Annotated in this window: 25 protein-coding genes; 15 read left to right on the top strand and 10 right to left on the bottom strand. The window is 71.0% G+C overall.

Features of this window, described 5'->3' with window-relative positions:
- Positions 1-33 precede the first annotated feature (33 nt).
- Positions 34-1,209 carry an alcohol dehydrogenase catalytic domain-containing protein gene (locus FLP10_RS14215; RefSeq protein ID WP_149161468.1) on the top strand — a complete coding sequence of 392 codons (1,176 nt, stop codon included), beginning with the start codon at positions 34-36 and terminating at the stop codon, positions 1,207-1,209.
- Between the two features lie 12 nt (positions 1,210-1,221).
- Here the strand turns inward: FLP10_RS14215 and surE are convergent, their stop codons facing one another.
- Positions 1,222-1,968 carry a 5'/3'-nucleotidase SurE gene (surE, locus tag FLP10_RS14220; protein ID WP_149161469.1) on the bottom strand — a complete coding sequence of 249 codons (747 nt, stop codon included), beginning with the start codon at positions 1,966-1,968 and terminating at the stop codon, positions 1,222-1,224.
- Positions 1,965-2,975, bottom strand: a complete 1,011-nt coding sequence (locus FLP10_RS14225) for a 1-phosphofructokinase family hexose kinase (RefSeq protein ID WP_149161470.1) — start codon at positions 2,973-2,975, stop codon at positions 1,965-1,967. The genes surE and FLP10_RS14225 overlap by 4 nt, the downstream gene beginning before the upstream one ends.
- A gap of 176 nt (positions 2,976-3,151) precedes the next feature.
- Between FLP10_RS14225 and FLP10_RS14230 the strand changes: the two genes are divergently transcribed.
- A complete protein-coding gene (locus tag FLP10_RS14230) occupies positions 3,152-4,639 on the top strand; it encodes a ricin-type beta-trefoil lectin domain protein (protein ID WP_149161471.1) in 1,488 nt (495 codons plus the stop codon).
- A 108-nt stretch (positions 4,640-4,747) separates the two neighbouring features.
- On the opposite strand, the gene FLP10_RS14235 is transcribed toward FLP10_RS14230, so the two are convergent.
- Positions 4,748-5,674 carry a Ppx/GppA phosphatase family protein gene (locus FLP10_RS14235; protein ID WP_149161472.1) on the bottom strand — a complete coding sequence of 309 codons (927 nt, stop codon included), beginning with the start codon at positions 5,672-5,674 and terminating at the stop codon, positions 4,748-4,750.
- An 85-nt stretch (positions 5,675-5,759) separates the two neighbouring features.
- Between FLP10_RS14235 and FLP10_RS14240 the strand changes: the two genes are divergently transcribed.
- The 6 genes from FLP10_RS14240 to FLP10_RS14265 all read left to right on the top strand — a co-directional run bounded on the left by FLP10_RS14240 (position 5,760) and on the right by FLP10_RS14265 (position 11,793).
- Positions 5,760-6,356 (top strand): TetR/AcrR family transcriptional regulator, encoded by a 597-nt coding sequence (locus FLP10_RS14240; RefSeq protein WP_149161473.1) that lies wholly within the window; start codon positions 5,760-5,762, stop codon positions 6,354-6,356.
- Positions 6,353-7,627 (top strand): MFS transporter, encoded by a 1,275-nt coding sequence (locus FLP10_RS14245; protein WP_149161474.1) that lies wholly within the window; start codon positions 6,353-6,355, stop codon positions 7,625-7,627. The genes FLP10_RS14240 and FLP10_RS14245 overlap by 4 nt, the downstream gene beginning before the upstream one ends.
- Positions 7,624-8,877 carry an alanine racemase gene (locus FLP10_RS14250; protein WP_149161475.1) on the top strand — a complete coding sequence of 418 codons (1,254 nt, stop codon included), beginning with the start codon at positions 7,624-7,626 and terminating at the stop codon, positions 8,875-8,877. The genes FLP10_RS14245 and FLP10_RS14250 overlap by 4 nt, the downstream gene beginning before the upstream one ends.
- Positions 8,874-10,226 carry a D-arabinono-1,4-lactone oxidase gene (locus FLP10_RS14255; protein WP_149161476.1) on the top strand — a complete coding sequence of 451 codons (1,353 nt, stop codon included), beginning with the start codon at positions 8,874-8,876 and terminating at the stop codon, positions 10,224-10,226. The genes FLP10_RS14250 and FLP10_RS14255 overlap by 4 nt, the downstream gene beginning before the upstream one ends.
- A 98-nt stretch (positions 10,227-10,324) precedes the next feature.
- Positions 10,325-10,891, top strand: a complete 567-nt coding sequence (locus tag FLP10_RS14260) for a LemA family protein (protein ID WP_149161477.1) — start codon at positions 10,325-10,327, stop codon at positions 10,889-10,891.
- Between the two features lie 23 nt (positions 10,892-10,914).
- Positions 10,915-11,793, top strand: a complete 879-nt coding sequence (locus FLP10_RS14265) for a M48 family metalloprotease (RefSeq protein ID WP_149161478.1) — start codon at positions 10,915-10,917, stop codon at positions 11,791-11,793.
- Here FLP10_RS14265 and FLP10_RS14270 read toward each other — a convergent pair.
- Positions 11,790-13,007, bottom strand: coding sequence for a winged helix-turn-helix domain-containing protein (locus tag FLP10_RS14270; protein ID WP_149161479.1), 1,218 nt, complete (start codon positions 13,005-13,007; stop codon positions 11,790-11,792). The two genes, FLP10_RS14265 and FLP10_RS14270, sit on opposite strands and share 4 nt — an antisense overlap.
- Before the next feature lie 91 nt (positions 13,008-13,098).
- Between FLP10_RS14270 and FLP10_RS14275 the strand changes: the two genes are divergently transcribed.
- Positions 13,099-14,388 (top strand): AI-2E family transporter, encoded by a 1,290-nt coding sequence (locus tag FLP10_RS14275; RefSeq protein WP_149161480.1) that lies wholly within the window; start codon positions 13,099-13,101, stop codon positions 14,386-14,388.
- Positions 14,385-15,629: a threonine ammonia-lyase gene (gene ilvA, locus FLP10_RS14280; RefSeq protein WP_425457614.1), complete on the top strand. Its 1,245-nt coding sequence runs from the start codon at positions 14,385-14,387 to the stop codon at positions 15,627-15,629. Before FLP10_RS14275 ends, ilvA begins: the two co-directional genes overlap by 4 nt.
- Before the next feature lie 30 nt (positions 15,630-15,659).
- On the opposite strand, the gene greA is transcribed toward ilvA, so the two are convergent.
- Positions 15,660-16,151: a transcription elongation factor GreA gene (gene greA, locus FLP10_RS14285; RefSeq protein ID WP_149161482.1), complete on the bottom strand. Its 492-nt coding sequence runs from the start codon at positions 16,149-16,151 to the stop codon at positions 15,660-15,662.
- Positions 16,152-16,211: 60 nt separating this feature from the next.
- Complete coding sequence (locus tag FLP10_RS14290; protein ID WP_149161483.1) at positions 16,212-16,667, bottom strand: DUF4307 domain-containing protein; 456 nt, start codon at positions 16,665-16,667, stop codon at positions 16,212-16,214.
- A 53-nt stretch (positions 16,668-16,720) separates the two neighbouring features.
- Here FLP10_RS14290 and FLP10_RS14295 point away from each other — a divergent pair, with 53 nt between their 5' ends.
- On the top strand, positions 16,721-17,041 hold the full coding sequence (locus FLP10_RS14295) for a hypothetical protein (RefSeq protein ID WP_246150034.1): 321 nt from the start codon (positions 16,721-16,723) through the stop codon (positions 17,039-17,041).
- 16 nt (positions 17,042-17,057) lie between these two features.
- Here FLP10_RS14295 and trhA read toward each other — a convergent pair whose 3' ends face one another.
- A complete protein-coding gene (trhA, locus tag FLP10_RS14300) occupies positions 17,058-17,873 on the bottom strand; it encodes a PAQR family membrane homeostasis protein TrhA (protein WP_149161484.1) in 816 nt (271 codons plus the stop codon).
- A 73-nt stretch (positions 17,874-17,946) separates the two neighbouring features.
- Between trhA and FLP10_RS14305 the strand changes: the two genes are divergently transcribed.
- From FLP10_RS14305 to phoH2, 3 genes are all read left to right on the top strand, one after another.
- On the top strand, positions 17,947-18,735 hold the full coding sequence (locus FLP10_RS14305; protein WP_149161485.1) for an isoprenyl transferase: 789 nt from the start codon (positions 17,947-17,949) through the stop codon (positions 18,733-18,735).
- Positions 18,736-18,850: 115 nt separating this feature from the next.
- On the top strand, positions 18,851-19,969 hold the full coding sequence (locus FLP10_RS14310) for an aminotransferase class V-fold PLP-dependent enzyme (protein WP_149161486.1): 1,119 nt from the start codon (positions 18,851-18,853) through the stop codon (positions 19,967-19,969).
- 339 nt (positions 19,970-20,308) lie between these two features.
- Positions 20,309-21,610: an RNA 5'-3' helicase PhoH2 gene (phoH2, locus tag FLP10_RS14315; protein WP_246150398.1), complete on the top strand. Its 1,302-nt coding sequence runs from the start codon at positions 20,309-20,311 to the stop codon at positions 21,608-21,610.
- Positions 21,611-21,652: 42 nt separating this feature from the next.
- Here phoH2 and FLP10_RS14320 read toward each other — a convergent pair whose 3' ends face one another.
- Together FLP10_RS14320 and FLP10_RS14325 are read right to left on the bottom strand one after the other, a co-directional pair.
- Positions 21,653-22,282: an MSMEG_1061 family FMN-dependent PPOX-type flavoprotein gene (locus FLP10_RS14320; protein ID WP_149161487.1), complete on the bottom strand. Its 630-nt coding sequence runs from the start codon at positions 22,280-22,282 to the stop codon at positions 21,653-21,655.
- Between the two features lie 9 nt (positions 22,283-22,291).
- Positions 22,292-22,750, bottom strand: a complete 459-nt coding sequence (locus FLP10_RS14325; protein ID WP_149161488.1) for a MarR family winged helix-turn-helix transcriptional regulator — start codon at positions 22,748-22,750, stop codon at positions 22,292-22,294.
- 91 nt (positions 22,751-22,841) lie between these two features.
- Between FLP10_RS14325 and FLP10_RS14330 the strand changes: the two genes are divergently transcribed.
- Positions 22,842-24,215, top strand: a complete 1,374-nt coding sequence (locus FLP10_RS14330) for an FAD-binding oxidoreductase (protein WP_149161489.1) — start codon at positions 22,842-22,844, stop codon at positions 24,213-24,215.
- 70 nt (positions 24,216-24,285) lie between these two features.
- Here the strand turns inward: FLP10_RS14330 and FLP10_RS14335 are convergent, their stop codons facing one another.
- On the bottom strand, positions 24,286-25,701 hold the full coding sequence (locus FLP10_RS14335; protein ID WP_149161490.1) for a class II fumarate hydratase: 1,416 nt from the start codon (positions 25,699-25,701) through the stop codon (positions 24,286-24,288).
- Between the last annotated feature and the right edge of the window lie 14 nt (positions 25,702-25,715).

Consider the following 25,715-nt stretch of genomic DNA (forward strand, 5'->3'; position numbering starts at 1 on the left):
GCGCCTGCCCGGTGGGTGAGGCAGCGTCGGAGGATGAGAGCACTCACCTGGCAGTCGACGGGATCGGTCTCCGTCGAGGACGTTCCCGACCCGACCATCTCCGAGCCCACCGATGCGATCGTGCGCATCACCTCGACGGCGATCTGCGGCTCCGACCTGCACCTGTACAACGTGCTCGGCCCGTTCCTCGCGAAGGGCGACATCCTGGGGCACGAGCCGATGGGCATCGTGCAGGAGGTCGGCGCAGAGGTGACCACCATCGCGCCGGGCGACCGGGTGGTCGTTCCGTTCGTGATCGCGTGCGGCACGTGCGTGATGTGCCGGCGCGGGCTGACCACGCAGTGCGAGACGACGCAGAACCGCGCTACGGGCACCGGCGCCGACCTGTACGGCTACACCGAGTTGTACGGGTCCGTGCCCGGCGGACAGGCCGAGTTCCTCCGCGTGAGACGCGCCGACGCGAACGTCATCAAGGTCGGGCACGACCTGCCCGACGACCGGTACGTGTTCCTGAGCGACATCCTGCCGACCGCATGGCAGGGCGTGCAGTACGCGAGCGTCCCCGAGGGCGGCACGTTGGGCGTGCTCGGACTCGGTCCGGTGGGGCAGTTCGTCGCCCGCGTCGGGCGTCATCTCGGCCACCGGGTGATCGCCGTGGACCCCGTGCCCGAGCGCCGCGCGATGGCCGAACGGCACGGCGTCGAGACCTTCGACCTCGCCGACGACCTGCTCGAACGGCTTCGCGACGCGACCGACGGGCGCGGCCCCGCGAGTGTCGTCGACGCCGTGGGCATGGAGGCGCACGGCAATCCCGGTACCGAGTTCGTGCAGAAGGCGGTCGGCCTGCTTCCCGACGGCATCGCGAAACCGCTGATCACGAAGGGCGGCGTCGACCGTCTCGCCGCATTGCATCTTGCCCTCGACCTGGTGCAGCGCGGCGGCACGGTGTCGCTGAGCGGCGTGTACGCGGGCGCCGCCGATCCGATGCCGTTCATCACGATGTTCGACAAGCAGCTCGCGCTGCGCATGGGTCAGTGCAATGTGCACCGCTGGCGCGACGACCTGCTGCCGCTCGTGGAGGACCCGTCCGACCCGCTCGGCGTCGAAGACCTCGTCACCCATCGCGTGCCGCTCGAGCGTGCACCCGAGATGTACGACGTGTTCATGAACAAGGAAGATGGCTGCATCAAGGTCGTGCTGGAGCCCTGACGTGAGGATCGGTCAGCCGCGCGGTCGCAGCCCGAACGGCACGATCGACACCGCGTCGATGCCGGTCACGGTGACCCAGCCGTCGGCGAGCAGGGCCGCGTCGCTGCCCTCCAGGGGGTCGTTCGGGAGGTCCTCGACCGCGAGGCGGATGTGATGCTCGTCCTGCTCGGTGAGCGTGGTCTGCACGATGCCGAACGGGGCGAGCCCCGCTTCGATGAGTCCGCGATGGCTCGCCGCATTCGGCACGTTGAGGTTCAGCACCGTGCCGCGCGGTCGCCGCACGAGCTCGGGCACGAGCCCGACGGCGGCGTCGGCGGCGACCTCCCAGTGGAACTCGCGAGGGTCCATTCCGACATCGAGCGATACGGCGACGGCCCACGCGCCGTTGAGGCCGCCGGTGAGTGCCGCGCCGACGGTGCCGGAATGGAGGATGGCCCGCCCCACGTTCGCGCCGTGGTTCACGCCCGACAGCACGACGTCGGGCGGTTCGCCGAAGGCGCCCCGAGCAGCGATGAGCGCGATGAGCCCGGGTCCGCCGTGCACCGCGAACGCGGCGACGTCGAGCCGGTCGAACGTGCGCCGGTCGACGGCGATGCGCCCGTCGGCCTCGGCGGCCACGATCGAGGCGCTCGAACCGCTCGACTGCTCCGCAGGCGCCGCGACGACGACGTCGTGGCCGGCGGATCGGGCCGCTGCGGCGAGGGCGTGCAGGCCGGCGGCGTCGATGCCGTCGTCATTCGTCACGAGCACCCGGGTCATGAGGTGATCTCCTCTGGCGGTGCGGGTGTTGCGAGCGCGGCGAGCCCGTCGGGACTGACGCGACCGGCGGGCTCGTCGAGCCCGGCGGGCTCGTCGAGCGTGCGTACCGTCACGAGTTCGCGCAGCCGCCCGATGGTCTCGAGGTCGCCCGTGCCGAGCCCGTGGCGGGTCACGTTCAGTGCTCCGGCGGCCGCGCCGAGCGTGACGGCCTCGCGGACCGTCTCGCCCCGCACGAGCCCCGCCGTGATGCCGGCCGTGAGCGAGTCTCCGGCGCCCCGCGTGTCGACGATCTCGAGCTGCGGCGGCGTCACCTCGAGGAACCCGTCCGCGTCGAGCAGCAGCAGCGGCTCGCTCGCGCGAGTGACGACCACGGTCTCGGCGCCGCGGGCGTGCAACTCGCGCATCGCCGCCATGACCGCCTGCGGCGAGGCATCGGCCACCAGGCCGTCGTCCTGCAGTTCCTCGTCGCTCACCTTCAACACGTCGACACCGCCCCCGACCGCGGCTGCGAGGCGTTCGCCCGACAGGTCGACGACCACCCGCGCGCCGGCGGTGCGCAGGTCGGCGGCGAGCCGGCGATACGTGTCGGGTGGCAGGGCGTCGTCGCCGTCGGGACCGCTCAGGATCACGAGACCGGTCGCGATACCCTCGCGGATCGCCGTGCTGCACAGCTCGTCGAGCTCGTGGCGGCCGAGCGGGTCGCCCTGCTCCTCGGCGACGGCCACGCGTTCGCCGCTGCGCCGGTCGTGCAGGTACGTGGGTCCGCGCCCCGCGCGTTCCACCGCGGCGACCTCGACGCCCTCGTCGTCGAGCAGGTGTCGCAGCACGGTGCCGGTTTCGCCGGTGAGCGTGCAGCACATCGTGACGGATACACCGAGTCTGCGAAGCATCCGCGCCTGCCACACGCCCTGGCCGCCCGCGTGCACGTGGACCTCGTCGCCCGATGGGTGGGCCTCGACGGTCACGGTGAGCGACGGCGCGGGTGCGAAGACGAGAACATCGGTCATGGCTCGACGGTAGGCGCGGCAGAACTCCGACGTCATCCCCTTGCGCTCGAGGGCATGATCGAATCTGTTCGACTCGGATCGAATACGGCCGATTCGATGGCCGGCGCGGGATCGCCGACCGTAGCATCACGCACTGTTGAACAGTGACGTGCAATGTTGCACAGATTGGTCGATCCATGACACAGAATCCCTCCGGCGCCCCCTCGCGGCGCACCATCTCGCGCCGTGTGATCGGCATGCTGATCGGGCTGCTCCTGCTCCCGCTCGCCGTCGTCGTCACGGCGCAGCCGGCCTCGGCCGCGACCAGCCAATTCCGCGGCTTCAACTGGGCGGTGCTCGGCGACAACTTCAACAAGAACCCCCTCGTCCTCGACGGGCTGAGCGCCTCCGACAGCTACGCGACCGTCAAGGCCAAGGCGAACGCGCTCTACGACGACATGCAGTCGACGATGGGCGCCAACACCGTCCGCCTGCCGGTCAATACCCACACGGTGGGCGGTAGTTTCTGGAGTGCCTACCGCGGCACGATCGACGCCGCCACCGAGCGCGGCTGGAAGGTCATCCTCGCCTACTGGGAGGACGGTGCGGCGTCCGGCGGCCGGGTCACCAACTCGGATGCGTTCCACGCGATGTGGACCACGGTGATCAACGCCTACGGCGGCAACTCGAACGTCTACTTCGAGCCGATGAACGAGCCGCACGGCTACTCGTCGCAGGAGTGGCGCGACGTCGCAGCGCGTTGGCTCGACCGCCACACCGGCGCCCCCAAAGCCCGCGTGCTCATCGGCGGCACCGGCTACAGCCAGGATCTGCGCGACATCTGCAACGACAGCCGCTTCAACAGCACTCTGCTTTCGTTCCACCACTACGCCTTCATGTACAGCGCGATGACGTACGACGCCTTCCTGAGCCACATCAAGACCCGCCTCGGCAACTGCGCTTCCCGCGCGGTCGTCACCGAATTCGGTTCCCCGATGAACAACGGCCTCGACTACGCCAATGCGGGCAGCACCGACAACTTCGTGCGGTACCTTCGCGCGATCGCCCAGGTGATGCGTGAGAACAACATGGGCGGCACGTACTGGCCCGCGCTCGGCGGGAAGCCCGGCGACATCGGCTACGACTGGTACTCGATGTTCGCCAAGAGCGGCAGCGGCACCAACCTCAACCTGTCGATCCGAAACCAGTCGGGTGCCGACCGAGTTCGCTACGCATGGGGCGACAACGTCGGCGGCGGCTCCGGAGGCGGCTCGGGGTCGGGTCGCACCATCGTGAACCAGAACTCGGGCAAGTGCCTCGACGTGGTGGGCGGCTCGACCGAGAACGGCGCCGAGGTGATCCAGTACACCTGCGGCAGCGGCGCCAACCAGCGGTGGACGCTGACCGACCGCGGCAACGGCTACTACAACATCGTATCGGCGCAGTCGGGCAAGTGCCTGGATGTCACGAGCGCCTCCACCGCCGACGGCGCGACGATCAAGATGTACACGTGCGGCAACGGCACCAACCAGCAGTTCGAGCGGCGCGCCGCCGGCAGCTACTCCCAGTTGGTCGCCCGCCACTCGGGCAAGTGCGTCGACATCCCCGCTTCGTCGACCGACAACGGCATTCGCATCAAGCAGTACCCGTGCAACAGCGGTGCCAACCAGCGCTGGTCCCTGTGACCGGTCGTTGAGCCCGACCGGTCGCGGAGTCGGCCGGTCTGAACGGGGCGGCGGGACGCGCTCGATCGAGCGGCCCGCCGCCCTTCGCTGCGCCCGAGAGTCGGGGCGCTACGACAGTCGGTCGAGCCGGCGCAGGATGACTCCCTCGCGCAGCGCCCAGGGCGACACCTCGAGCGACTTCACGCCGAATGCGCGCATCGCCTCGCTGAGCACGACCGCACCGGCCACGATCTGGAAGGTGCGGTCTTCGGTGATGCCGGGCAGCGCGGGCCGGGCGTCGGCGGGGATGCGGGCCAGGCGCGGGGTCCAGTCGTCGAGGCCCTTCAGCCGCAGCACCGAGCGGTCGGATGCCCCGGGCCCATCCTCGGTCGAACCGGCGAGCCGCGCGAGCGAGCGGATCGTCTTCGACGAGCCGACGACGTGGTCGGGGCGGGCACCTGACGAGAACCCGCCCGCGACGTCGGCGAGCACCGAACGCGCGTGCGCCCGAAGCCGGTCGATCTCCTCGGGCCGCGGCGGGTCGTGCTGGAGGAACTCCACGGTGGACCTGCCGGCGCCGAGCGGCACCGACAGTGCGACATCGGGGTCTTCGTCCTGGCCGAGCGCGAGCTCGAGCGAACCGCCGCCGATGTCGAACAGCAGGATGCGACCGGCCGACCACCCGAACCAGCGGCGCACGGCGAGGAACGTGAGGCGCGATTCATCCGCGCCGCTCAGCACCTGCAGCTCGACGCCGGTCTCGCTCGCGACGCGGGCGAGCACCTTCTCGCCGTTGCGCGCCTCGCGGATCGCCGACGTGGCGAACGGAAGCAGCTCGTCGATGCCGTCGTCGCGCGCGGCCGCGACCGCGTCGCGGATCGAGCCGACGATCGCTTCGACTCCCTCGGGGCTGATCGCTCCGTCGGGCTCGAGATATCGCATGAGTCGCAGCACGGCCTTGTGCGACGACTGCGGCAGCGGCCGCGCGCCGGGGTGCGCATCGACCACGAGCAGGTGCACGGTGTTGGAACCGACGTCGAGAACCCCGAGGCGCATGATGCGAGGCTAGCGGGATTCGTGCATACTGTTGCGACTGGGACGATCGTCCCACTTCCGCGGCGATGAAGGTCGGAGGCAGAGGATGGCACGGATCCCCGCCGCCGAACGCCGTGCCGCGCTCGTCGAGGCCGCCATCCGCGTCGTCGCCCGCGACGGTATCGGCCACGCCACCACGCGCGCCATCGTCACCGAGGCCGGCATGAGCCTCGCCAGCTTCCACTACGCGTTCGAATCCCGCGACGAGCTCATCGACGAGCTCATCCGCACCGTGGTCGCCCGCGAGCAGCAGGCCGTGGTTCCCGACCGCATCGAGGGCGGCACGCTCCGCGACATCCTCGAGGCCGGCCTGTTCCGCTACCTCGACCACCTGCGCGCCGACCCCGACCGCGAACTCGCGATGCTCGAACTCACCCACTACGCCCTGCGCTCGCCCGACCGCCACCCGCTCGCGGTGATGCAGTACGCGCGCTACGCCGAGCTCGCCGCCGAGGCGCTCGGCGTCGCGGCGACCATGACCGGGGTGCGCTGGTGCGAGCCGGTCGACCACGTCGCCCGCATGCTCGTCGCCTTCACGGACGGCATGACCACCACCTGGCTCGTCGAACGCGACGACGACGCGGCCCGCCGGGTCGCGCGCGCCGCGGCCGACGCCCTCTCGAGAATGGCGGAACCCGCATGACCGAACTCGACGCCGACGTCGCCGCCCCGGCGACCGGCGCGTTCGCCGAACCCAGCCGGCGCATCGGCGCCGGCTGGATCTCGGCCTTCGCAACCGCCTGGCTCGGCATCTGGATGGCGCAGCTCGCGCCCGTGCAACTGCTGCTGCCGGTGCAGATCGACGCCGTGCTGCGCCCCGAGCACTGGACCGACAGCGTGCTCGCGTTCGGCGTGGTGTCGGGCATCGCGGCTGTGGCGACGATCATCGCCTACCCCCTCACCGGCGCGCTCAGCGACCGTACCGCCTCCCGGTTCGGCCGACGCCGGCCGTGGATCCTCGCGGGCGCGGTCGTCTTCGCGCTGGCGCTCGTCGCGCTCGGCTTCCAGGGCGACATCGTCGGAATCGGAGCGTGCTGGGTGGTCGCCACCATCGGGTTCTGCATGATGACGGCCGCCCTCACGGCGACGATCTCCGACCAGGTGCCCGTGGCGCAGCGTGGATTCGTGTCGGGCTGGATGTCGGCGCCGCAGGCGGTCGGCATCATCCTCGGGCTCGTCGTCGTCACGATGCTCGTCACCCAGCAGCAGGCGGGCTACGCGGTGCTCGCCGTCGCGCTCGTGGTGCTCGCCCTGCCGTTCCTCGCTCGGCCCGACCGGGCGCTCGTCGACCGCGAGAAGGCTCGCGTCACCGCCCGCGGCGTCATCGCGAGCCTCTGGATCAACCCGCGCGAGCACCCCGACTTCGGCTGGACGCTGCTCAGCCGCGTGCTCGTCTCGATCGGCAACGCGCTCGGCACCAGCCTGCTGCTGTACTTCCTGATGTTCGGGCTCGGCGACGCGCACGCCGAGGACGACCTCATCGTGCTCACGCTCATCTACATGGTGTTCGTCATCATCGCCTCGCTCGTGCTCGGCAAGCTCAGCGACCGCACCGGGCGCCGCCGTGCGTTCGTGCTCGTCGCCTCGGTGCTGCAGGCGATCGCGGCGCTGCTGCTCGCCTTCGTTCCCGACCTCGGCATGGCCATGGTCGCCGCGGGCATCCTCGGCCTCGGGTACGGCTGCTTCCTCTCGGTCGACCAGGCGCTGGCCACCCAGGTGCTGCCCGACGCGACGGCTCGCGGCAAGGATCTCGGCATCATGAACATCGCGACCGCGGTGCCGCAGGCGATCGGCCCGCTGATCGGCGCGCTCGCGGTCGTGGCGACCGGCTCGTTCACGCTCGTGTTCGTGCTGTCGGCGGCGTGCGCGGTCGGCGGCGCCATCGCGGTGGCGCGGGTGCGGGGGGTGCGATGAGCGCGCTCGAGCTGCACGGGACGGATGCCCCGGGGCCCGCGACATCCGGCCCCTGGAACGACCCGGCCGCCTACTGGGGGGCGATGACCGCGGCGACCGACCACCTCGACGCGCCCGTCGGCGCGCTCAACCTCGCCGCGCTGCGGCACAACGCCGCCGACCTCGTGCGCCGCGCGAACGGAACACCGATTCGGGTCGCTTCGAAGTCGATCCGGGTGCGCGAGGTCATCGAGGCGCTGCTGCGGATGCCCGGCTACCGCGGGGTGCTCGCGTACACACTGACCGAGGCGATCTGGCTCGCCGACACCGTCGACGACCTCGTCGTCGGCTACCCGACCGCCGAGCGCGGCTCGATCCGCCGACTCGCGACCGATCCCGCCCTCGCGTCGAAGATCACGATCATGGTCGACTCGCCCGAGCAGCTCGACCTCGTCGACACGGTGATCGCGCCCGGCGATCGCGAGGAGATCCGGGTCTGCATCGAACTGGATGCCTCGTGGAAGGCGCCCGTGCTCGGTCACCTGGGCGTGCGGCGGTCACCCGTGCACGCACCCGAACAGGCGGGCGCGCTCGCCGCGTACGTCGCCGCGCGCCCGGGGTTCCGGGTGGTCGGCGTCATGGCGTACGAGGCGCAGATCGCCGGCGTGGTCAACCGGCCTGCGGGTCGGCCCGTCGCGGGCGTCGTGAATCGCTGGATGCAGTCGCACTCGATGCCCGAACTCGTCGACCGTCGCGCGCTCGCCGTCGCCGCGGTGCGCGAGCACGCCGACCTCGAGTTCGTGAACGGCGGCGGTACCGGTTCGCTCGAGGCGACTTCGGCCGACCCGTCGGTCACCGAGATCGGTGCCGGCAGCGGCATCCTCGGGGGGCACCTGTTCGACGGGTACGCGCACTTCACGCCCGCACCCGCCGCGGCGTTCGCCCTCGACGCGGTGCGGGCCCCGAGCCCCGAGCACCGCACCGTGCTCGGCGGCGGATGGATCGCCTCGGGCCCGCCCGCGCTCGACCGCCTGCCTCTCGTCGCCTGGCCCGAGGGCCTGCGCTACGAGCCGCGTGAGGCCGCCGGCGAGGTGCAGTCCCCGCTCTCCGGTCCCGGCATCCGTCGCCTGCGGGTCGGTGACCGGGTCTGGTTCCGGCACACGAAGTCGGGCGAGCTCAGCGAGCACCTGAACTCGTTCGCGGTCGTCGACGGCGATCGCGTGGTCGACGAGATCCCCACCTATCGGGGAGAAGGGAAGGCGTTCCTGTGACCGCGAGCGGAGCCGTGTGGCGCAACTGGGGTCGCAGCGAGCAGGTGCGACCGCTGCGCGTGGAGCGCCCGGCGAGCGCCGAAGCCGTGCAGCGGGCCGTGCAGGCCGCGTCACGGGCGGGCCTGCGGGTGAAGCCCGTCGGCGCCGGGCACAGCTTCACCGGCATCGCGGTCGCTCCCGACGTGCAGCTCGATCTCGGTGCGCTCACCGGTGTCGTCGACGACACCGAGGCAGCGGAGGGCCGGCTCACGATCGGCGCCGGAACCCGCCTGCACGCCCTGCCGAAGCTGTTCGAGCCGTACCGGCTGGCGCTGGCGAACATGGGCGATATCGACCGTCAGACGATCGCCGGCGCGACGTCGACCGGCACGCACGGCACCGGGCTCGCGTTCGGCGGCCTCGCGACCCAGATCGTCGGCGCCCGCCTCGTCACCGGCGAGGGCGAACTGATCCGCGTCGCCCCCGATGAGCGGTCCGAGCTGCTGCCCGCGGTGCGGCTCGGCCTCGGCGCGCTCGGTGTGCTGGTGGATGTCACGCTCCAGCTCGTGCCGCGGTACCTGCTGCACGCCGTCGAGCGGCCCGAGCCCCTCGAGGACGTGCTCGACGGCTGGCTCGAACGGGTGCGCGGCGCCGACCACTTCGAGTTCTACTGGCACCCGCACACCGACTCCGCGCTCACCAAGACGAACACCCGACTGCCGGCCGACGCCGAGCGACGCCCGCTCGGGCGCGTCTCGCGCTGGATCGACGACGAGCTGGTCGCCAACGGTGTCTTCCGCGTCGCGTGCAACCTGGCACGGCCCATCCCGCAGGTCGCGCCGGTCATCGCGCGACAGGCCGAGCGACTCAGCAGCAACCGCGAGTTCATCGACTGGTCGCCTGCCGTGTTCGTGACGAACCGCACCGTGCGGTTCCGCGAGATGGAGTACGCGATCCCCCTCGCCGAGGTTCCCGGCGCGCTGCGCGAGGTGCGGCAGCTCATCGAGCGGCGCGGCTGGCGCATCAGCTTTCCGGTCGAGGTGCGCGCCGCGGCATCCGACGAGAACTGGCTCTCGACCGCCCACGGCCGCGAGACCGGGTACATCGCCGTGCACCGGTTCTTCCGCGAGGACCCGGCTGAGTACTTCGCCGCCGTCGAGCAGATCATGATCGACCGCGGCGGTCGCCCCCACTGGGGCAAGATGCACACCCGCGACGCCGAGCACCTGCGCGCCGCCTACCCGCGGTTCGACGACTTCGTCGCGGTGCGCGACCGGCTCGACCCCGAGGGGCGATTCCAGAACCCGTACCTCGAGCGAGTGCTCGGACCGCGGGTGGGGGCGAGCACGTCGGGGGTGCCGCGGGCGTAGCGGTTCCTCCGAGTCCGATGGGAAAGCGGTCGGCGCGGCGTGCGCGTCGGTAGGATGAGTTCACCGTCCGAATCGCCCATCGAGGAGTGAATCGCGCCATGGAATGGCTCATCCCCGTCATCGTCGTCGTCGTACTCGCGGCGTTCATCGGCATCTACCTCTGGGCGACGTACAACTCGCTGGTCACGCTGAACGTGCGCGTCGACGAGGCGTGGAGCGATATCACCGTGCAGCTGAAGCGCCGCGCCGACCTCATCCCCAACCTGATCGAGGCGGTCAAGGGCTATGCCGCGCACGAGAAGTCGGTCTTCGAGAACGTCACGAAGGCGCGCGCCGAGACGCTGCAGGCGCACGGCCCGGCCGAGGCATCCGCCGCAGAGAACCATATGCAGCAGGCGCTGAAGTCGATCTTCGCCGTCGCCGAGGCCTATCCGCAGTTGCAGGCCAGCCAGAACTTCCTGCAGCTGCAGGCCGAGCTCGTCGACACCGAAGACAAGATCCAGGCCTCGCGCCGGTTCTACAACGGCGGCGTGCGCGAACTGAACACGAAGATCAAGGTGTTCCCGAACACCCTGTTCGTGCGCGGACTCGGGTTCCACGAACGCGACTTCTTCGAGGTCTCCGAGGGCGCGGCGATCGCCGAGCCGCCGCGCGTGCAGTTCTGATCACGGGTCGCTGAACACCGCAGATGTACCGGGCGATCGCCAAGAACAAGCGCAACACCGTCTTCACGATCCTGTTCTTCCTGCTGATCATCGGCGCGCTCGGGTGGCTCGCCGCCTTCATCTACAACTCGCTCACGATCTTCATCGTGACGATCGTGGTCGCCTCGGGGTATGCGCTGATCCAGTACTTCACCGCCGACAAGCAGGCGCTGTCGATCACCGGCGCCGTCGAGATCCGCTCGAAGTCCGACCACCCGCGGCTGTGGCGCACGGTCGAGAACCTCTCGATCGCGACCGGCACGCCGATGCCGCGCGTGTTCGTCGTGTCCGATCCGGCGCCGAACGCGTTCGCGACCGGGCGCGACCCCGAGCACGCCGTGGTCGCCGCCACCACGGGACTACTCGAGATCATGGACGACGCCGAGCTCGAGGGCGTCATGGCCCATGAGCTCGGGCACGTGCGCAACTACGACATCCGGCTGTCGATGATCGTCTTCGGCCTCGTCGTCGCAGTCGGGTTCATCAGCGATCTGCTCGTGCGCATGGCCTTCTTCGGCGGCAACCGCAACAACAACGGCAACCCGATCGTGCTGGTCTTCGGCCTCGTCGCCATGCTCATCGCCCCACTGGTCGCCTCGCTCGTGCAGCTGGCCATCTCGCGCCAGCGCGAGTACCTGGCGGATGCCACGGGCGCGATGACCACCCGTCACCCCGACGCGCTGGCCCGGGCGCTGCTGAAGCTCGAGCAGTACGGGCGCCCGATGAAGCGGCAGAACTCGTCGATGGCGCACCTGTGGATCGCCGACCCGCTGAAGCCCGGCGTCGTGGACCGCCTGTTCGCGACCCACCCGCCGATCCCCGAACGGGTGAAGCGCCTGCGCGAGATGGGCGGCAGCTTCTAAGCCGTCGCTCGTGCGCCGAGCTCCGCGGCCAGCGCAGGGGAGAGGTCGCCGCGGCCGGCGACGACGACCTCGCCGAGGCCCTGCCAGGCGGCGGCGCGCTCGAGCACGGGTGCGAGTCGCGCTGCGGTCTCGGGCGGGGCGGATGCCTCGGACCACGCCGACTGCACCCGCAGCACGCCGGCCTTGCGATCGCTCTTCAGGTCGACCCGGCCCACGACCCGGTCGTCGATGAGCACGGGCAGCGAGTAGTAGCCGAACACCCGCTGCGGCTCGGGCGTGTAGATCTCGATGCGGTAGTGGAAGTCGAACAGGCGCTCGGCGCGCGGGCGGAACCACACGACGGGGTCGAATGGCGAGAGCACGGCGGCGGCATCGAGCCGTCGCGGCCGACGCGCATCGCGGTGCACCCACGCGGGGGTCGGCTTCGACCCGGTCGTCCAGCCGGGAACGGTGACCGGCTGCAGCACCCCGGCGTCTTCGAGGTCGGCGATCGCGGGCAGCGCCTCGGCACGCTTCAACCGCCAGTAGTCGGCGAGGTCGGGCAGGGTCGCGATGCCGAGGGCGGATGCCGCGAGCCCGACGAGCTCGCGGATCGCATCGGCCGGCTCGGGGTCGGCGTCGAGCAGGCCGGCCGGCAGCGCCTGCTCGGGGAGCGCGTAGACCCGCTCGAACCGCCGGCGTTCGATGCAGACCACCTCGCCGGTGCGCAGCATCCACTCGAGCGTGCGCTTCACGTCGGACCAGCCCCACCACGGCCCGCGCCGCTCGTTGGCGTCGTGCTCGATGGTGCTCGCCCGCATGGGGCCGTTCGCGGCGAGCTCGGCGAGCAGGAACCGGCTGAGCTCGCGATTCTCGGCGACCCACCCGCCCCACGCATGGCCCTTCGCGTGGAACGCCGCGCGCCGGAACCCGAACAGCGGCCAGAGCCCCCGCGGGATGAACGCCGCCTCGTGCGCCCAGTATTCGACCGTGCGGCCGCGCTTGCCGGTGGTGAGCCGGTCGAGCAGCGCTCGGTCGTAGCCGCCGAGCCGGCTGAACGCCGGCAGGTAGTGGCTGCGCTCGAACACGTTCACCGAGTCGATCTGCAGCAGCGAGAGCCGGTCGAGCAGGGTCGCGAGGGCGCGCGTGCCGGGATCGGCCGGCGCGGGGCGGCCGAACCCCTGGGCGGCGATCGCGATGCGGCGGGCGAGGGCCGGGCTGACGGAGTCCACCATGATCCGCCCACGCTAGCGCCGACCGCCGACATCCCGTCGAGGCATCCGACCGCATGCCCGGCCCGGAATGCGCCGCGCCTAGACTGGAGCGATGGCGGAGCGAGCGGGGCGGTCTCGGCGAGGATTCACGACACGGCGCGCGCAGCGCGCCCAAGCACCCGCGTCCGCGGACGAACCCGGCACCGCCGCCGCGGAACCCATCCGTGACGCCGCCGCGAGTGTGCCGTTCGGCATGCGCCTCGCGGCGGCCTGGTCGTGGCGGCTGCTGCTGGTCGGCGGCGTGCTCGCGGTCGTGGTGTTCCTCGTCATCCAGCTTCGGCTCATCGTCATCCCGATCCTCGTCGCGGTGCTGCTCGGGGCGCTCCTCGTGCCGTTCTCGCAGTTCCTGCAGCGGCACCGCTGGCCGAAGTGGCTCGCGGTGACCACCGCCATGCTCTCGGCACTGGTCGTCGTCGGCGGCCTGCTCACCCTCGGCATCATCTTCATCGCTCGCGGCAGCGAGGGCCTCGTGACGCAGTCGCTCGTGGCCTGGGAGGACTTCCGCGTCTGGCTGCTCGAGGGGCCGTTCCACGTCACCGAGGCCCAGCTCAACGACTGGGTCGCCCAGGTCGTCGAATCCGCCCAGGAAGACAGCGGCCTGCTGCTCAGCGGCGCGCTCTCGCTCGGCTCCACGGTCGGGCACTTCCTGGCCGGCATGCTGCTCACACTGTTCGCGACGCTGTTCATCCTCATCGACGGCCGCGGCATCTGGAACTGGATCGTCGGCATCTTCCCGCGCCGTGCCCGCGCCGCCGTCGACGGGTCGGGCAAGGCCGGCTGGAACACCCTGCAGAACTTCGTCAAGGTGCAGATCCTCGTCGCCACGATCGACGCGATCGGCATCGGTCTCGGTGCGTTCCTGCTCGGAGTGCCGCTCGCCGTGCCGATCGCGATCCTCGTGTTCCTCGGCTCGTTCATTCCGATCGTCGGTGCCGTCGTCACCGGTGCGCTCGCCGTGTTCGTCGCGCTCATCTACAACGGCTGGGTCATCGCCCTCATCATGCTCGGCGTCGTGCTGCTCGTGCAGCAGATCGAGGGGCACGTGCTCCAGCCGCTCATCATGGGCACGGCGGTGAAGGTGCACCCGCTCGGCGTCGTCGTCGCGGTCGCCACCGGGTCACTGCTTGCCGGAATCCCGGGTGCGCTGTTCGCGGTTCCGGTCGCCGCGGTCGTCAACGTCATGGTGCTCTACATCGCGCGTGGCTCGTGGAAGGCGCAGTCCCCGCCCCCGGCGATCGCCGGCGGGAGCCCGCTGTGGCGCACCGTGCCGCGCCGACCCGGCTTCGCCCGCGACGACGAGACATCCGATGCCGTTCCAGGCCAGACACGAGAAGAGGGGTGACCGTGAGCGAGACCGTCGCCGGGCCGTCCATCGAGGACTTCGAACGAGCGCGCGACATCGTGTCCGCCGTGGCGCGACGCACGCCCATGGAATCGTCGCGTCACCTCGCGGGCCGCCTCGGGGTGCCCGTCTACCTCAAGTGCGAGAACCTGCAGCGCACCGGCTCGTACAAGCTCCGCGGCGCCTACCACCGCATCTCGGCGCTGACGGCCGACGAACGCGAACGCGGTGTGGTCGCCGCCTCCGCCGGCAACCACGCGCAGGGTGTCGCCTACGCGGCGCGCGAGCTCGGGATCCGGGCGACCATCTTCATGCCGGTCGGCGTCGCGCTGCCCAAGCTCGAGGCGACGAAGTCGTACGGTGCCGACGTGGTGCTCGCGGGTGACTCGATCGGCGAGACGCTGCAGGCCGCGGCCGAGTTCGCCGAGCGAACCGGCGCGGTGATCATCCCTCCGTTCGACCACGTCGACGTGATCGCCGGGCAGGGCTCGCTCGGCCTCGAGATCCTCGAACAGGCACCGGATGCCGCGACCATCGTCGTGGCGATCGGCGGCGGAGGTTTGGCCGCCGGCGTCGCGAGCGCGGCGAAACAGCGTGCCGCACAGCTCGGGCGCACCATCCGCGTCATCGGGGTGCAGGCTGAGAACGCGGCGCCGTACGTCGCGTCGCTCGCCGCCGGGGAGCGACGCGATGTGCCGGTCGTGCCGACCATCGCCGACGGCATCGCCGTCTACCGGCCCGGGGTGCTCAACTTCGACATCATCCGCGACACGGTCGACGAGGTCGTGACCGTCAGCGAGGACGACATCGCCCGCGCGCTGCTCGTGCTGCTCGAGCGCGCGAAGCTCGTCGTCGAGCCGGCTGGCGCGGTCGCCGTCGCGGCGCTGCTCGCCGGCAAAGTGCTTGCCGACGGCCCGATCGTGGCGGTGCTGTCGGGCGGCAACATCGATCCGCTGCTCATGCAGCGGGTGATCTCGCACGGGCTCGCGGCGTCGGGCCGCTACCTCACCGTTCGCGTCGGCCTGCCCGACCGCCCCGGCCAGCTCGTGCGGGTCGCCGAGCTGCTGGCCGGCACGCACGCGAACGTCGTCGAGGTGCTGCACACCCGGCATGGCCGCGGCCTGCAGATCTCGGAGGTCGAGATCGACATCTCAGTCGAGACCCGTGGGCCCGAGCACCGAGCCGAGGTCGTCGAGGTGCTGCGCCGCGCGGGATACGAGCCCGTCGTGCTGGACGACTGAGGCGCGGCGCGGCGCGGCCGGCCGGGTCGGTTACTGGCCGGCCCAGGTGTCGACGCCGGTGATCTCGACGGCGATCTCGCGGCCGTTGGGGGCGGTGTAGCTGGTCTTCTCGCCGACCCTGAGGCCGAGGATGGCCGCGCCGAGCGGCGACTGCTCGCTGAACACGTCGAGCTCGGAGTCGCCGGCGATCTCGCGGCTGCCGATGAGGAAGGTCTCTTCGTCGCCGGCGATGATCGCGGTGATGACGGTGCCGGCCTCGACGATGCCCTTCGAGGCGGGCGCCTCGCCGACCTCGGCGGTCTTCAGCAGTTCGGTGAGCTGACGGATGCGGGCCTCTTGCTTGCCCTGCTCGTCTTTGGCGGCGTGGTAGCCGCCGTTCTCCTTGAGGTCGCCCTCCTCGCGCGCGGCCTCGATGCGCTTGGCGATCTCACTGCGGCCGTGCGTCGAGAGGTGCTCGAGCTCAGCGGCGAGTCGGTCGTAGGCCTCCTGCGTGAGCCAGGTGACGGTGGCTTCCTGCGCCATGTCGCACCCTCCGGTGAATAGACGTGTCGCCCCGACGACTGTCGAGGCGAAGCCTCAATTCTAGACCACCCAGCACTGGGCGACCAAACCCGTGTTCGCCTCCATGGCGGTTCGCACGCGTTCGGTGAAGTTGCGGATCGGTGAGTCGGACGCCGGGATCTCGACGATCTTCCAGCCGACCACCGTGTAGTCCTCGTTGAGCGCCTGGATCGCGCAGGCCGTGTCGTTGCCGGGTGGCACCGACAGCTTCCAGGTCACCTCGACCGCGCGCTCGTCGGGCAGCAGTGCGTGCGCGAGGTCGGTGGCCTGCACCTGCGGTTTGGAGCCGTCGAGGCCGGCCCATACGACCCACGCGACGATCACGATCGCGGCGAACACGGCCGCGCCGACGATGATCAGCCGGTCGCGGGTGCGATTCGGCCGGGTGCGCCCGTACCGTGCGTCGAGCGCGGCGGTCGCGGGAGCGGATGCTTCGGGGTCGGATGCATCGGGCCGCGGGGCCTCGGCACGGTTCACTCCCGGCTCCTTCCGGACTCGATCGACTAGGCTTCCTCAAGCCTAATCCGCCCGTGAAGGGACCCCGCACCGTGCCGCTGCTCGCGAACCTCGCCCTCGTCGCCACAGAGAACCAGGACGAGTTCGATCCCGACGCCGTCACGCCCGGCATCATCGGCTTCATCGCCACGTTCCTCATCATGGCGGCCGTGCTGCTGCTCGTACTCGACATGGTGCGTCGCATCCGCCGGGTCAACTATCGGGCCGAGGCGAACGCGCGACTCGACGCCGAAGAGGCCGAGCAGGCCGCGCGGGCCGAGCTCGCGAGCGACGTCGACGGAGAGGACATCGACGGCGGAGCATCCGAGCCGCCGGCCGAGCCGCCCGCCCGCTGAGCCGATCCGTCCCGCGTCAGGCGACCGCGTGGTACGCGGGGGAGAGGGCGATGAGCAGGGTCGCCGTCCAGTGGCAGAGGAACGCGAGCACCGTGCAGACGTGGAAGATCTCGTGGAAGCCGAAGTGGCCGGGCCACGGGTTCGGCTTCTTCACCGCATAGACGATGGCGCCGATCGTGTACAGCACACCGCCGACGATGACGAGCACCATCATCGCGATGCTCGCCTCGAGCAGATCGCCCAGGTACATGACCGCAGCCCAGCCGAGCAGCAGGTAGATCGGCACGTACAGCCAGCGCGGTGCGTGGATCCAGAAGACCCGGAAGCCGATGCCGAGCAACGCCCCGCCCCAGACGAAGGCGAGCAGCACGAAGCCCTTCTCGGGGGGCAGTGCGAGCAGGGCGAGCGGCGTGTAGGTGCCCGCGATGAGCAGGAAGATGTTCGCGTGGTCGACGCGCTTCAGGATCACCTTGGTGCGCGGCTTCCAGTTGAACCGGTGGTAGAGCGCCGAGTTGCCGAACAGCAGCATCGACGTGAGCGTGAATACCGCGCTCGCCCACTTCGCCCACGGGCCCTCGGCGAGCGCGATCAGCACGATGCCGGCTGCGATCGTCACCGGGAACGTGCCCGCATGGATCCAGCCGCGCCACGTCGGCTTCAGCTCGGCCGGGTCGGAGATCGACGCATCCAGCAGCGGGATGTTCGGTAGATCGGGCCCGTGCTCGTCGCGCGCGACGGCACGATCGTCGGGGTCTTCGGGGGCGACCGGGCGGGTGAGCTCGTCTGCGAAGTCCGCGGAGTCCGCGGAATCACGCTGGCGCTTCGGGGTCATGCGCCAAGCGTAGGGCGTGGTCGTGCCGTCATGCTGTGAGTGCGCCGATCTCACCGGGCGGTACCGTAGGAGCGTGCAGCACAGCGATCGACCGAACTCGGGTCGAGGCATCCTCTACCGCGTCTACGAGCAGCGGCTCCGGCGTGGTCTCGACACCGCGGGGCTGCCTCGCCACGTCGCGATGATCATCGACGGCAATCGGCGCTGGGCGAAGCAGCTCGGATACGATTCGGTGTCGCACGGGCACCGTGCGGGCGCGGCGAAGATGCGCGAGTTCCTCGAGTGGTGCGATGACCTCGGCATCCAGGTCGTCACCCTCTACCTGCTCTCGAGCGACAACCTGGTGAACCGCGAGAACGCCGAGCTCAGCGACCTGTTCGAGATCATCGCCGACCTCGCCGAGGAGCTCAGCCACTACCGCGACTGGCGGGTGCAGCACGTCGGCAGCGACGCCGGGCTGCCCGCACCGCTCGTGGCCGCCCTCGACGCAGCCGAGCACCGCACCGCCGACAAGCCAGGCCTGCACGTCAACCTCGCGGTCGGCTACGGCGGGCGCACCGAGATCACCGACGCGATGCGCGCCATCGTCGCCTCCCACCACGCCGAGGGACGCAGCCTTGAAGACCTGGCCGAGCGGCTCACGCCCGACCTCATCGGAGAGCACCTGTACACGGGCGGCCAGCCCGACCCCGACCTGGTCATCCGCACGTCCGGCGAGCAACGGCTCAGCGACTTCATGCTCTGGCAGTCGGCGCACAGCGAGTTCTACTTCGTCGAGGCGCTCGGCCCCGACCTGCGGCGCGTCGACTTCCTGCGGGCGCTGCGCGACTACACGAACCGGCACCGGCGCTTCGGCGGGTAGCGCCGCGCCCCGCGCGCCGCATGCGGGCCGCTGTGCCCCCTGATCACGGGTGCCGCAAGGGGTGATCCGCGGCATCCGCGATCTGCCATGATGAGCCACGAGGAGGACGAACGCCGTGACGCTCGACGCATTCAACGCCGGATTCACCGATGAGCCCGGGTACCTCGACTACGGACGGGTCGGTCCGTTGGCGACCGTCGCGGCCGAGGAGACCCTCGCCTTCACCCAGGTGCTGCAGCGTGCGCGCCACGGCAGCCTCGACGCGATCAACGAGCAAGACGCACGCTTGCGCGACGCGGTCGCTGCGCTCACCGGGGTGCCGGCCGACCGGGTCGTCGCGCAGCCGAACACCACGCAGGGGCTCATGCACGCGATGTTCGGGCTGACCGGCACGGTGCTGCTGTCCGCCGACGAGTTCCCGAGCATCCCGATCGCTGCGGTGCGCGCCCAGGAGGCGCTGCACGCGGTGCAGCCGCTCTGGCTCGAGACCGACCACGGCAAGGTCACGCCGGGCGGAATCAGAGAGCAGCTCGAGCACAACGTCGCCGCCGTCGCGGTGAGTCTCGTCGACTCGCGCACCGGGTACCTGTGCGACCTCGAGGGAATCCGGCAGGTGATCGGCGACCGGCTGCTCATCGTCGACGCGATCCAGGGCTTCGGCGTGGTGGATGCCCCGTGGGAGACCGCCGACGTCGTCGTCTCGGGCGGGCAGAAGTGGTGCCGGGCCGGATGGGGCACGGGGTTCATGGCGCTCAGCGATCGCGCCCTCGAACGGCTGACGCCCGTGTTCTCGGGGTTCTCGGCAACCGAGGAGGCCGAGCCGTGGGGCCACGTGCCGCCGCCGGCACCCGACGCGCGCGCCTACCGCGTGACCAACCCCGACCCGATCGCCGAGGCCCGGTTCGCCGCGACGCTCGAGGAGATCGCCGCCACGGGGGTCGAGACCATCAACGCGGCGGTCGCCGAGAACGTGAGCGCGGCGATCGAGCTCGCGGATGAGTTCGCGATCCCGGTCGCGTCCTCGCGCGACGAGCGCGAGCGTGCGGGCATCGTCGTGCTCGAGCCGCCGGCCGACCAGGTGACGGTGCTCAGCGCCTCGCTGCACAATCACGGCGTGACCGCATCGACCCGGCTCGGCACGGTGCGCCTCAGCGTGCACTCGGCGACCTCGACCGAGACGCTCGACATGCTGCGCGCGGCGTTCGTCTCGTACGGGAGCGCGGCGACGTACTGACCGGGCGAACCGATCAGGGGCCCCGGCGACGGGCGGTCGGATGCTCCGCACTGCCGGGCTCGTGTGAACACCATGTGAACGACTCGCTCGCCGACGCGTGTCGGTGCGGCGGATGTCGGCGGCTGGTCGTAACGTCTGCGGCATCGGGCAAGGTGTCCGATCGAGCCGGGTCGAACCGCTCGAACGAGAGGTCCGACCGGGCGCGAGAGCCGAGCGGGATTCCGCTCGGGGTCAGGAGCGACTGTGACCTCACTTGAGTCGTCGAAGGCCGTCGGTCGGAACGCGGGGAGCGCAGCTGCGCGGCCCCGCGTCGTCGTCTCCGAGGCATCCGATGCCGTCGTGGAGCAGGCCGAACGCACCTACGTGCTCGACACCTCCGTGCTCCTGTCGGATCCCCGGGCGCTGTTCCGCTTCGCGGAGCATCCGGTCGTGCTGCCCGTGGTGGTGATCACCGAACTCGAGTCCAAGCGCAACGACCCCGAGATCGGGTACTTCGCCCGGGCCGCGCTGCGGATCCTCGACGACCTGCGCGTGACGCACGAGCGGCTCGACTTCCCGATCCCCGTCGGCGACGACGGCGGGTCGCTGCGGGTCGAGCTCAACCACTCGAGCCCGTCGGTGCTGCCGAGCGGCCTGCAGCTCGGCGACAACGACTCGCGCATCCTGGCGTGTGCGGCCAACCTGCAGAACGACGGCGTGCCGGTCACGATCGTGTCGAAAGACCTGCCGCTGCGGGTGAAGGCGGCCGCGATCGGCGTCGACGCCGAGGAGTACCGAGCCGAGCTCGCGATCGACAGCGGGTGGACGGGCATGGCCGAGCTTGCGCTCGGGTCGAACGACATGGCGAAGCTCTACGAGCACGAGCGGCTCGAGACCGCCGAGGTCGAGGCGTACCCGGTGAACACGGGGCTGGTGATCCACTCCGACCGCGGGTCGGCGCTCGCGCGGGTCGTCGGGCCGCGCGAGGTACGGCTGGTGCGCGGCGACCGCGACGTGTTCGGGCTGCACGGTCGGTCGGCCGAGCAGCGGCTCGCGATCGACCTGCTGCTCGACCCCGAGATCGGCATCCTGTCGCTCGGCGGCCGTGCCGGTACCGGCAAGTCGGCGCTTGCGCTGTGCGCCGGACTCGAAGCCGTGCTCGAGCGGCGCCAGCACAAGAAGATCATGGTGTTCCGCCCGCTCTACGCCGTCGGCGGGCAGGAGCTCGGGTATCTGCCCGGCGACCAGGGCGAGAAGATGAACCCGTGGGCGCAGGCCGTGTTCGACACCCTCGGCTCGGTGGTCAGCGACAACGTGCTCGACGAGGTCGTCGACCGGGGCATCCTCGAGGTGCTGCCGCTCACGCACATCCGCGGCCGGTCGCTGCACGATGCGTTCGTGATCGTCGACGAAGCCCAGTCGCTCGAGCGCAACGTGCTGCTCACGGTGCTCAGCCGCATCGGGCAGAACTCGCGGGTCGTGCTCACCCACGATGTGGCGCAGCGCGACAACCTGCGGGTGGGGCGGCACGACGGCGTGGCATCCGTCATCGAGACGCTGAAGGGGCATGCGCTGTTCGCGCACATCACGCTCACCCGCAGCGAGCGCAGCGCGATCGCGGCGCTCGTGAGCGAACTGCTCGACGGGGCGGAGCTGGCGTAGGGGCGCGGCCGGGCCCGGCCGGTGCGCTGCGCCGGTCGGCGCTCAGCCGTAGAGCTTGGCGTCGTACGACGGGCCGTAGTAGGCCTCGAGCGCGGCGAGGTCGTCGTCGGGGCGTTCGAGGGTCTGGGCGATGACGGCGCGGCGGGGTGCGGCGTCGGGGGTCCAGGTGTCGGGCTCCCACGTCTTCGAGCGCAGGAACGCCTTCGAGCAGTGGAAGAACACCTCGTCGACGGCGACCTCGACGACGAGGTGGGGCACGTGGCCGCGCACCTCGAACCGGTCGGCGTAGGGCGCGTCGCGCAGCACGCGGGCGCGGCCGTTGATGCGCAGCGTGTCGCCGCGGCCCGGGATCACGAACACCAGCCCGATGTGGGGGTTCTCGAGCAGGTTGTGGAATCCGTCGGCGCGCCGGTTGCCGGGCCGCTCGGCGAGCGCGATCGTCGTGTCGTCGAGCACGAGGGCGAGGCTGCCGTCGGGGTCGCCCTTGGGGGAGACATCCGCGTTGCCCTGGGCATCGGCGGTCGCGACGAAGCACAGCGGGGATGCCTCGAGCCACTGCCGATCGATCGGATGCAGTCGGTGGCGGGTCTTGTTGCGGGCGGCCGGCAGGGGGCTGCCGATCAGCTGTTCGAGTTCGGTTGCGGACGTGACCGGGATGCCTCCGTGACCCATGCCTCCAACCTACGCCCGGGGAATGGGGGTGCTGTCGCCGGGGCGCGCGAATTCGGTGGTGAGCGTGTCGAGGGCGCCGAGGAGCGCGGCGGTGGTCTCGGGTCCGAGGACGGCGCGCATCCGGCGGTCGAAGGCCATCGCGTCGTCGTGGATGCGGGCGAACGCGGCACGGCCCTCGTCGGTCAGCTCGATGCACTGCACCCGGCGGTCGTCGGGGTCGCGGGTGCGGTGCACGAGCCCGGCGTCCTCGAGGTTGCGCACGTGGTGGGTGAGCGTCGCATCGCTGATGCCGACCGCGCGGGCGACCTCGCGCTGGGTGGGGTGCACGGCCTCGTCGAGGGCGAGGAGGATGAACCAGGTGGCGCGGTTGAGGCCGTGCGCGGCGAGCATGCGTTCGAACTCGCGGTACACCACGTGCGTGGTCTCCCACAACGACATGCCGATCGGTCGGGCGCCTCGGGTCTTCATATGGGGAGCCTAGACCATTCGATGCAAAAACATTTGATGTCGAATCATTCGATGTCTAACGTTGTGCGGACGACACGGAAGGAACAGACGGATGACCCGCCTCGACACCACCGCACCATCCCTCGCCGAGCGCCTCGCGCCGGTCCTCGGCGACCGCCTCATCACCCCGACGAACCCGCAACTCGGCGCGCTCGCCGCGACCGTGTTCGCCGGCGGCGACCGCACCCCCGCCCTGATCGCACGCCCGCGCACCGCCGCCGAGACCGCCGAGGTCGTGCGCGCCGCGGCCGAGACCGGCATCCCGTTCGCCGTCCGCAGCGGCGGCCACGCCTACCACCTCCGGTCGAGCGTCGCCGGCGGCCTCGTGCTCGACACCAGACTGCTCGACACGGTCGACCTCGACGCCGACGCGCGCATCGGGCGCGCGGGCGGCGGCGCGACGGCCGGCGCCTACACCGCGGCAGCCGGAGCCGTCGGGCTCGCCACCGGGTTCGGCGACACCGGCAGCGTCGGGCTGGCGGGCCTCACCCTGGGCGGCGGCATCGGCCACCTCAGCCGTCGCGACGGGCTCACCATCGACAATCTGCTCGCCGCCGAGCTCGTGCTCGCCGACGGCAGCGTGGTGCGTGCGAGCGCCGACGAGCACGACGACCTGTTCTGGGCGGTGCGCGGCGGCGGCGGCAACTTCGGCGTCGTGACGTCGCTCGAGTTCCGGCTGCGGCCGGTCGGGACCGTCGTCGGCGGATTCATCGCCTTCGAGAGGTCGCCCGCGACGCTCGCGGCAGTCGTGGATGCGGGCCGGAACGCGCCCGACACCCTCTCGATCATGGTGAACGCGATGAAGGCGCCGCCCGCGCCGTTCCTGCCCGCCGAGGTGCACGGCCGGCCCATCGTGGCCGCGCTCGTCTGCTTCTCGGGCGCCCCCGACGACGCCGATGCGGTGCTCGCGCCGATCCGCGCCGCCGGCACGCCGATCGCCGACCTCGTGCGGGCGCAGTCCTACCCCGAGCTGTTCGCCGGGCCCGAGGTGCAGGGCCTGCGCGCGACGACGCGCACCGGGTTCCGCGACGAGCTCGACCTCGAGTGGGCGTCGACCGCGCTCGAGGCGGTCGCCGCGGCGCCGACGCCGGCCGCGGTCGTCAACGTGCGCGTGATGGGCGGCGCGATCGCGCGCATCGGCGCCGACGCCACGGCGTTCGCACACCGCGACCGAGCGCTCATGGCGACGGTCGTCGGCATGCAGCCCGATCCCGCCGGCCCCGACGGGCGGGACTGGATCGCCGGCACCGCCGACGGGCTCGGCATCGCCGGGGCGTCGTACGTCAACTTCATCGGCGACGATCCCGACGGCGCCGCCGCGGCGTACCCCGCCGCGACGTTGCAGCGGCTCGCCGAGGTGAAGCGTCGGTACGACGCCGACAACCTCTTCCGCTCGAACCACAACATCGTGCCGGCCGGCGCGTGAGCCGCGTGTGAGACGACGGATGCCTCGTGCCGCACAGTGCGGCACGAGGCATCCGGTGTCGTCGAGCGACCTACTTCGCCTGCGGCGGCCGCGTCATCGCGAGCAGGTCGAGCGCACGGTCGAGCTGCTCTTCGGTCAGCTCGCCGCGCTCGACGTAGCCGAGGTCGATGACCGCCTCGCGCACCGTGACGCCCTGCTTGACCGAGTGCTTGGCGATCTTCGCCGCAGCCTCGTAGCCGATGAGCTTGTTGAGCGGCGTCACGATCGACGGCGACATGCCGGCCAGCGCAGTGAGCCGGTCGAGGTTCGCCTCGAGGCCGTCGACGGTCTTGTCGGCGAGCACGCGCGAGGCGTTCGACAGCAGGCGGATCGACTCGAGCAGCGCGGTGCCCATCACCGGGATCTGCACGTTCAGCTCGAACGACCCGGATGCCCCGGCCCACGCGACCGTCGCGTCGTTGCCGATGACGCGCGCGGCGACCATGAGCACGGCCTCTGGGATGACCGGGTTCACCTTGCCCGGCATGATCGACGAGCCGGGCTGCAGGTCGGGGATGAAGATCTCGCCGAGCCCGGTGTTCGGGCCCGAGCCCATCCAGCGCAGGTCGTTGCAGATCTTGGTGAGGCTCACGGCGATGGTGCGCAGGGCGCCGGATGCATCGACGAGTCCGTCGCGGTTCGCCTGCGCCTCGAAGTGGTCGGCGGCCTCGGTGATCGGCAACTCGGTCTCGCGCTGCAGCAGTTCGATGACCAGCTGCGGGAACCCGGCCGGCGTGTTGATGCCGGTGCCGACGGCGGTGCCGCCGAGCGGCACCTCGGCGACGCGGGGGAGCGCAGTGCGCACGCGCTCGATGCCGAGGCGCACCTGACGGGCGTAGCCGCCGAACTCCTGGCCGAGGGTGACGGGGGTGGCATCCATCAGGTGGGTGCGCCCCGACTTCACGACATCGGCCCACGCCTCGGCCTTCGCCTCGAGGGCGACGGCGAGGTGGTCGAGCGCGGGGATGAGGTCGTCGATGAGCGCGGCCGTCACGGCGATGTGCACCGAGGTCGGGAACACGTCGTTGGACGACTGCGACGCGTTGACGTGGTCGTTCGGGTGCACGTCGCGGCCGAGCTTCTGCGTGGCGACGGTGGCGAGCACCTCGTTCATGTTCATGTTCGACGAAGTGCCCGACCCGGTCTGGTAGGTGTCGACCGGGAAGTGCTCGACGAACCCGTGACGGCCGGCGATGACCTCGTCGGCGGCGGCCACGATCGCGTCGGCGATGTCGCTGTCGAGCACGCCGAGCTGCGCGTTCGCCTGCGCGGCGGCCTTCTTGATGCGCGCGAGCGCCGCGATCTGCGCGGGCTCGAGGCCCTTGCCCGAGATCGGGAAGTTCTCGACGGCGCGCTGGGTCTGCGCGCGGTACAGGGCCGATGCGGGCACCCGCACCTCGCCCATCGTGTCGTGTTCGATGCGGTAGTCGGCGGCGTTGTCGGCCACGGTGTTCCCTTCGC

The sequence above is a fragment of the Agromyces intestinalis genome (assembly GCF_008365295.1).
Taxonomy (GTDB): domain Bacteria; phylum Actinomycetota; class Actinomycetes; order Actinomycetales; family Microbacteriaceae; genus Agromyces; species Agromyces intestinalis.

Bases quoted from the DNA above. Each gene is read 5' to 3' on its own strand.
- FLP10_RS14330 (WP_149161489.1), top strand. From the start codon at position 22,842: ATGACCCGCCTCGACACCACCGCACCATCCCTCGCCGAGCGCCTCGCG.
- FLP10_RS14225 (WP_149161470.1), bottom strand. From the start codon at position 2,975: ATGACCGATGTTCTCGTCTTCGCACCCGCGCCGTCGCTCACCGTGACC.
- FLP10_RS14325 (WP_149161488.1), bottom strand. From the start codon at position 22,750: ATGAAGACCCGAGGCGCCCGACCGATCGGCATGTCGTTGTGGGAGACC.
- FLP10_RS14240 (WP_149161473.1), top strand. From the start codon at position 5,760: ATGGCACGGATCCCCGCCGCCGAACGCCGTGCCGCGCTCGTCGAGGCC.
- greA (WP_149161482.1), bottom strand. From the start codon at position 16,151: ATGGCGCAGGAAGCCACCGTCACCTGGCTCACGCAGGAGGCCTACGAC.
- FLP10_RS14215 (WP_149161468.1), top strand. From the start codon at position 34: ATGAGAGCACTCACCTGGCAGTCGACGGGATCGGTCTCCGTCGAGGAC.
- FLP10_RS14260 (WP_149161477.1), top strand. From the start codon at position 10,325: ATGGAATGGCTCATCCCCGTCATCGTCGTCGTCGTACTCGCGGCGTTC.
- FLP10_RS14235 (WP_149161472.1), bottom strand. From the start codon at position 5,674: ATGCGCCTCGGGGTTCTCGACGTCGGTTCCAACACCGTGCACCTGCTC.
- FLP10_RS14320 (WP_149161487.1), bottom strand. From the start codon at position 22,282: ATGGGTCACGGAGGCATCCCGGTCACGTCCGCAACCGAACTCGAACAG.
- FLP10_RS14245 (WP_149161474.1), top strand. From the start codon at position 6,353: ATGACCGAACTCGACGCCGACGTCGCCGCCCCGGCGACCGGCGCGTTC.
- FLP10_RS14270 (WP_149161479.1), bottom strand. From the start codon at position 13,007: ATGGTGGACTCCGTCAGCCCGGCCCTCGCCCGCCGCATCGCGATCGCC.
- surE (WP_149161469.1), bottom strand. From the start codon at position 1,968: ATGACCCGGGTGCTCGTGACGAATGACGACGGCATCGACGCCGCCGGC.
- FLP10_RS14230 (WP_149161471.1), top strand. From the start codon at position 3,152: ATGACACAGAATCCCTCCGGCGCCCCCTCGCGGCGCACCATCTCGCGC.
- FLP10_RS14275 (WP_149161480.1), top strand. From the start codon at position 13,099: ATGGCGGAGCGAGCGGGGCGGTCTCGGCGAGGATTCACGACACGGCGC.
- trhA (WP_149161484.1), bottom strand. From the start codon at position 17,873: ATGACCCCGAAGCGCCAGCGTGATTCCGCGGACTCCGCGGACTTCGCA.
- FLP10_RS14265 (WP_149161478.1), top strand. From the start codon at position 10,915: ATGTACCGGGCGATCGCCAAGAACAAGCGCAACACCGTCTTCACGATC.
- FLP10_RS14250 (WP_149161475.1), top strand. From the start codon at position 7,624: ATGAGCGCGCTCGAGCTGCACGGGACGGATGCCCCGGGGCCCGCGACA.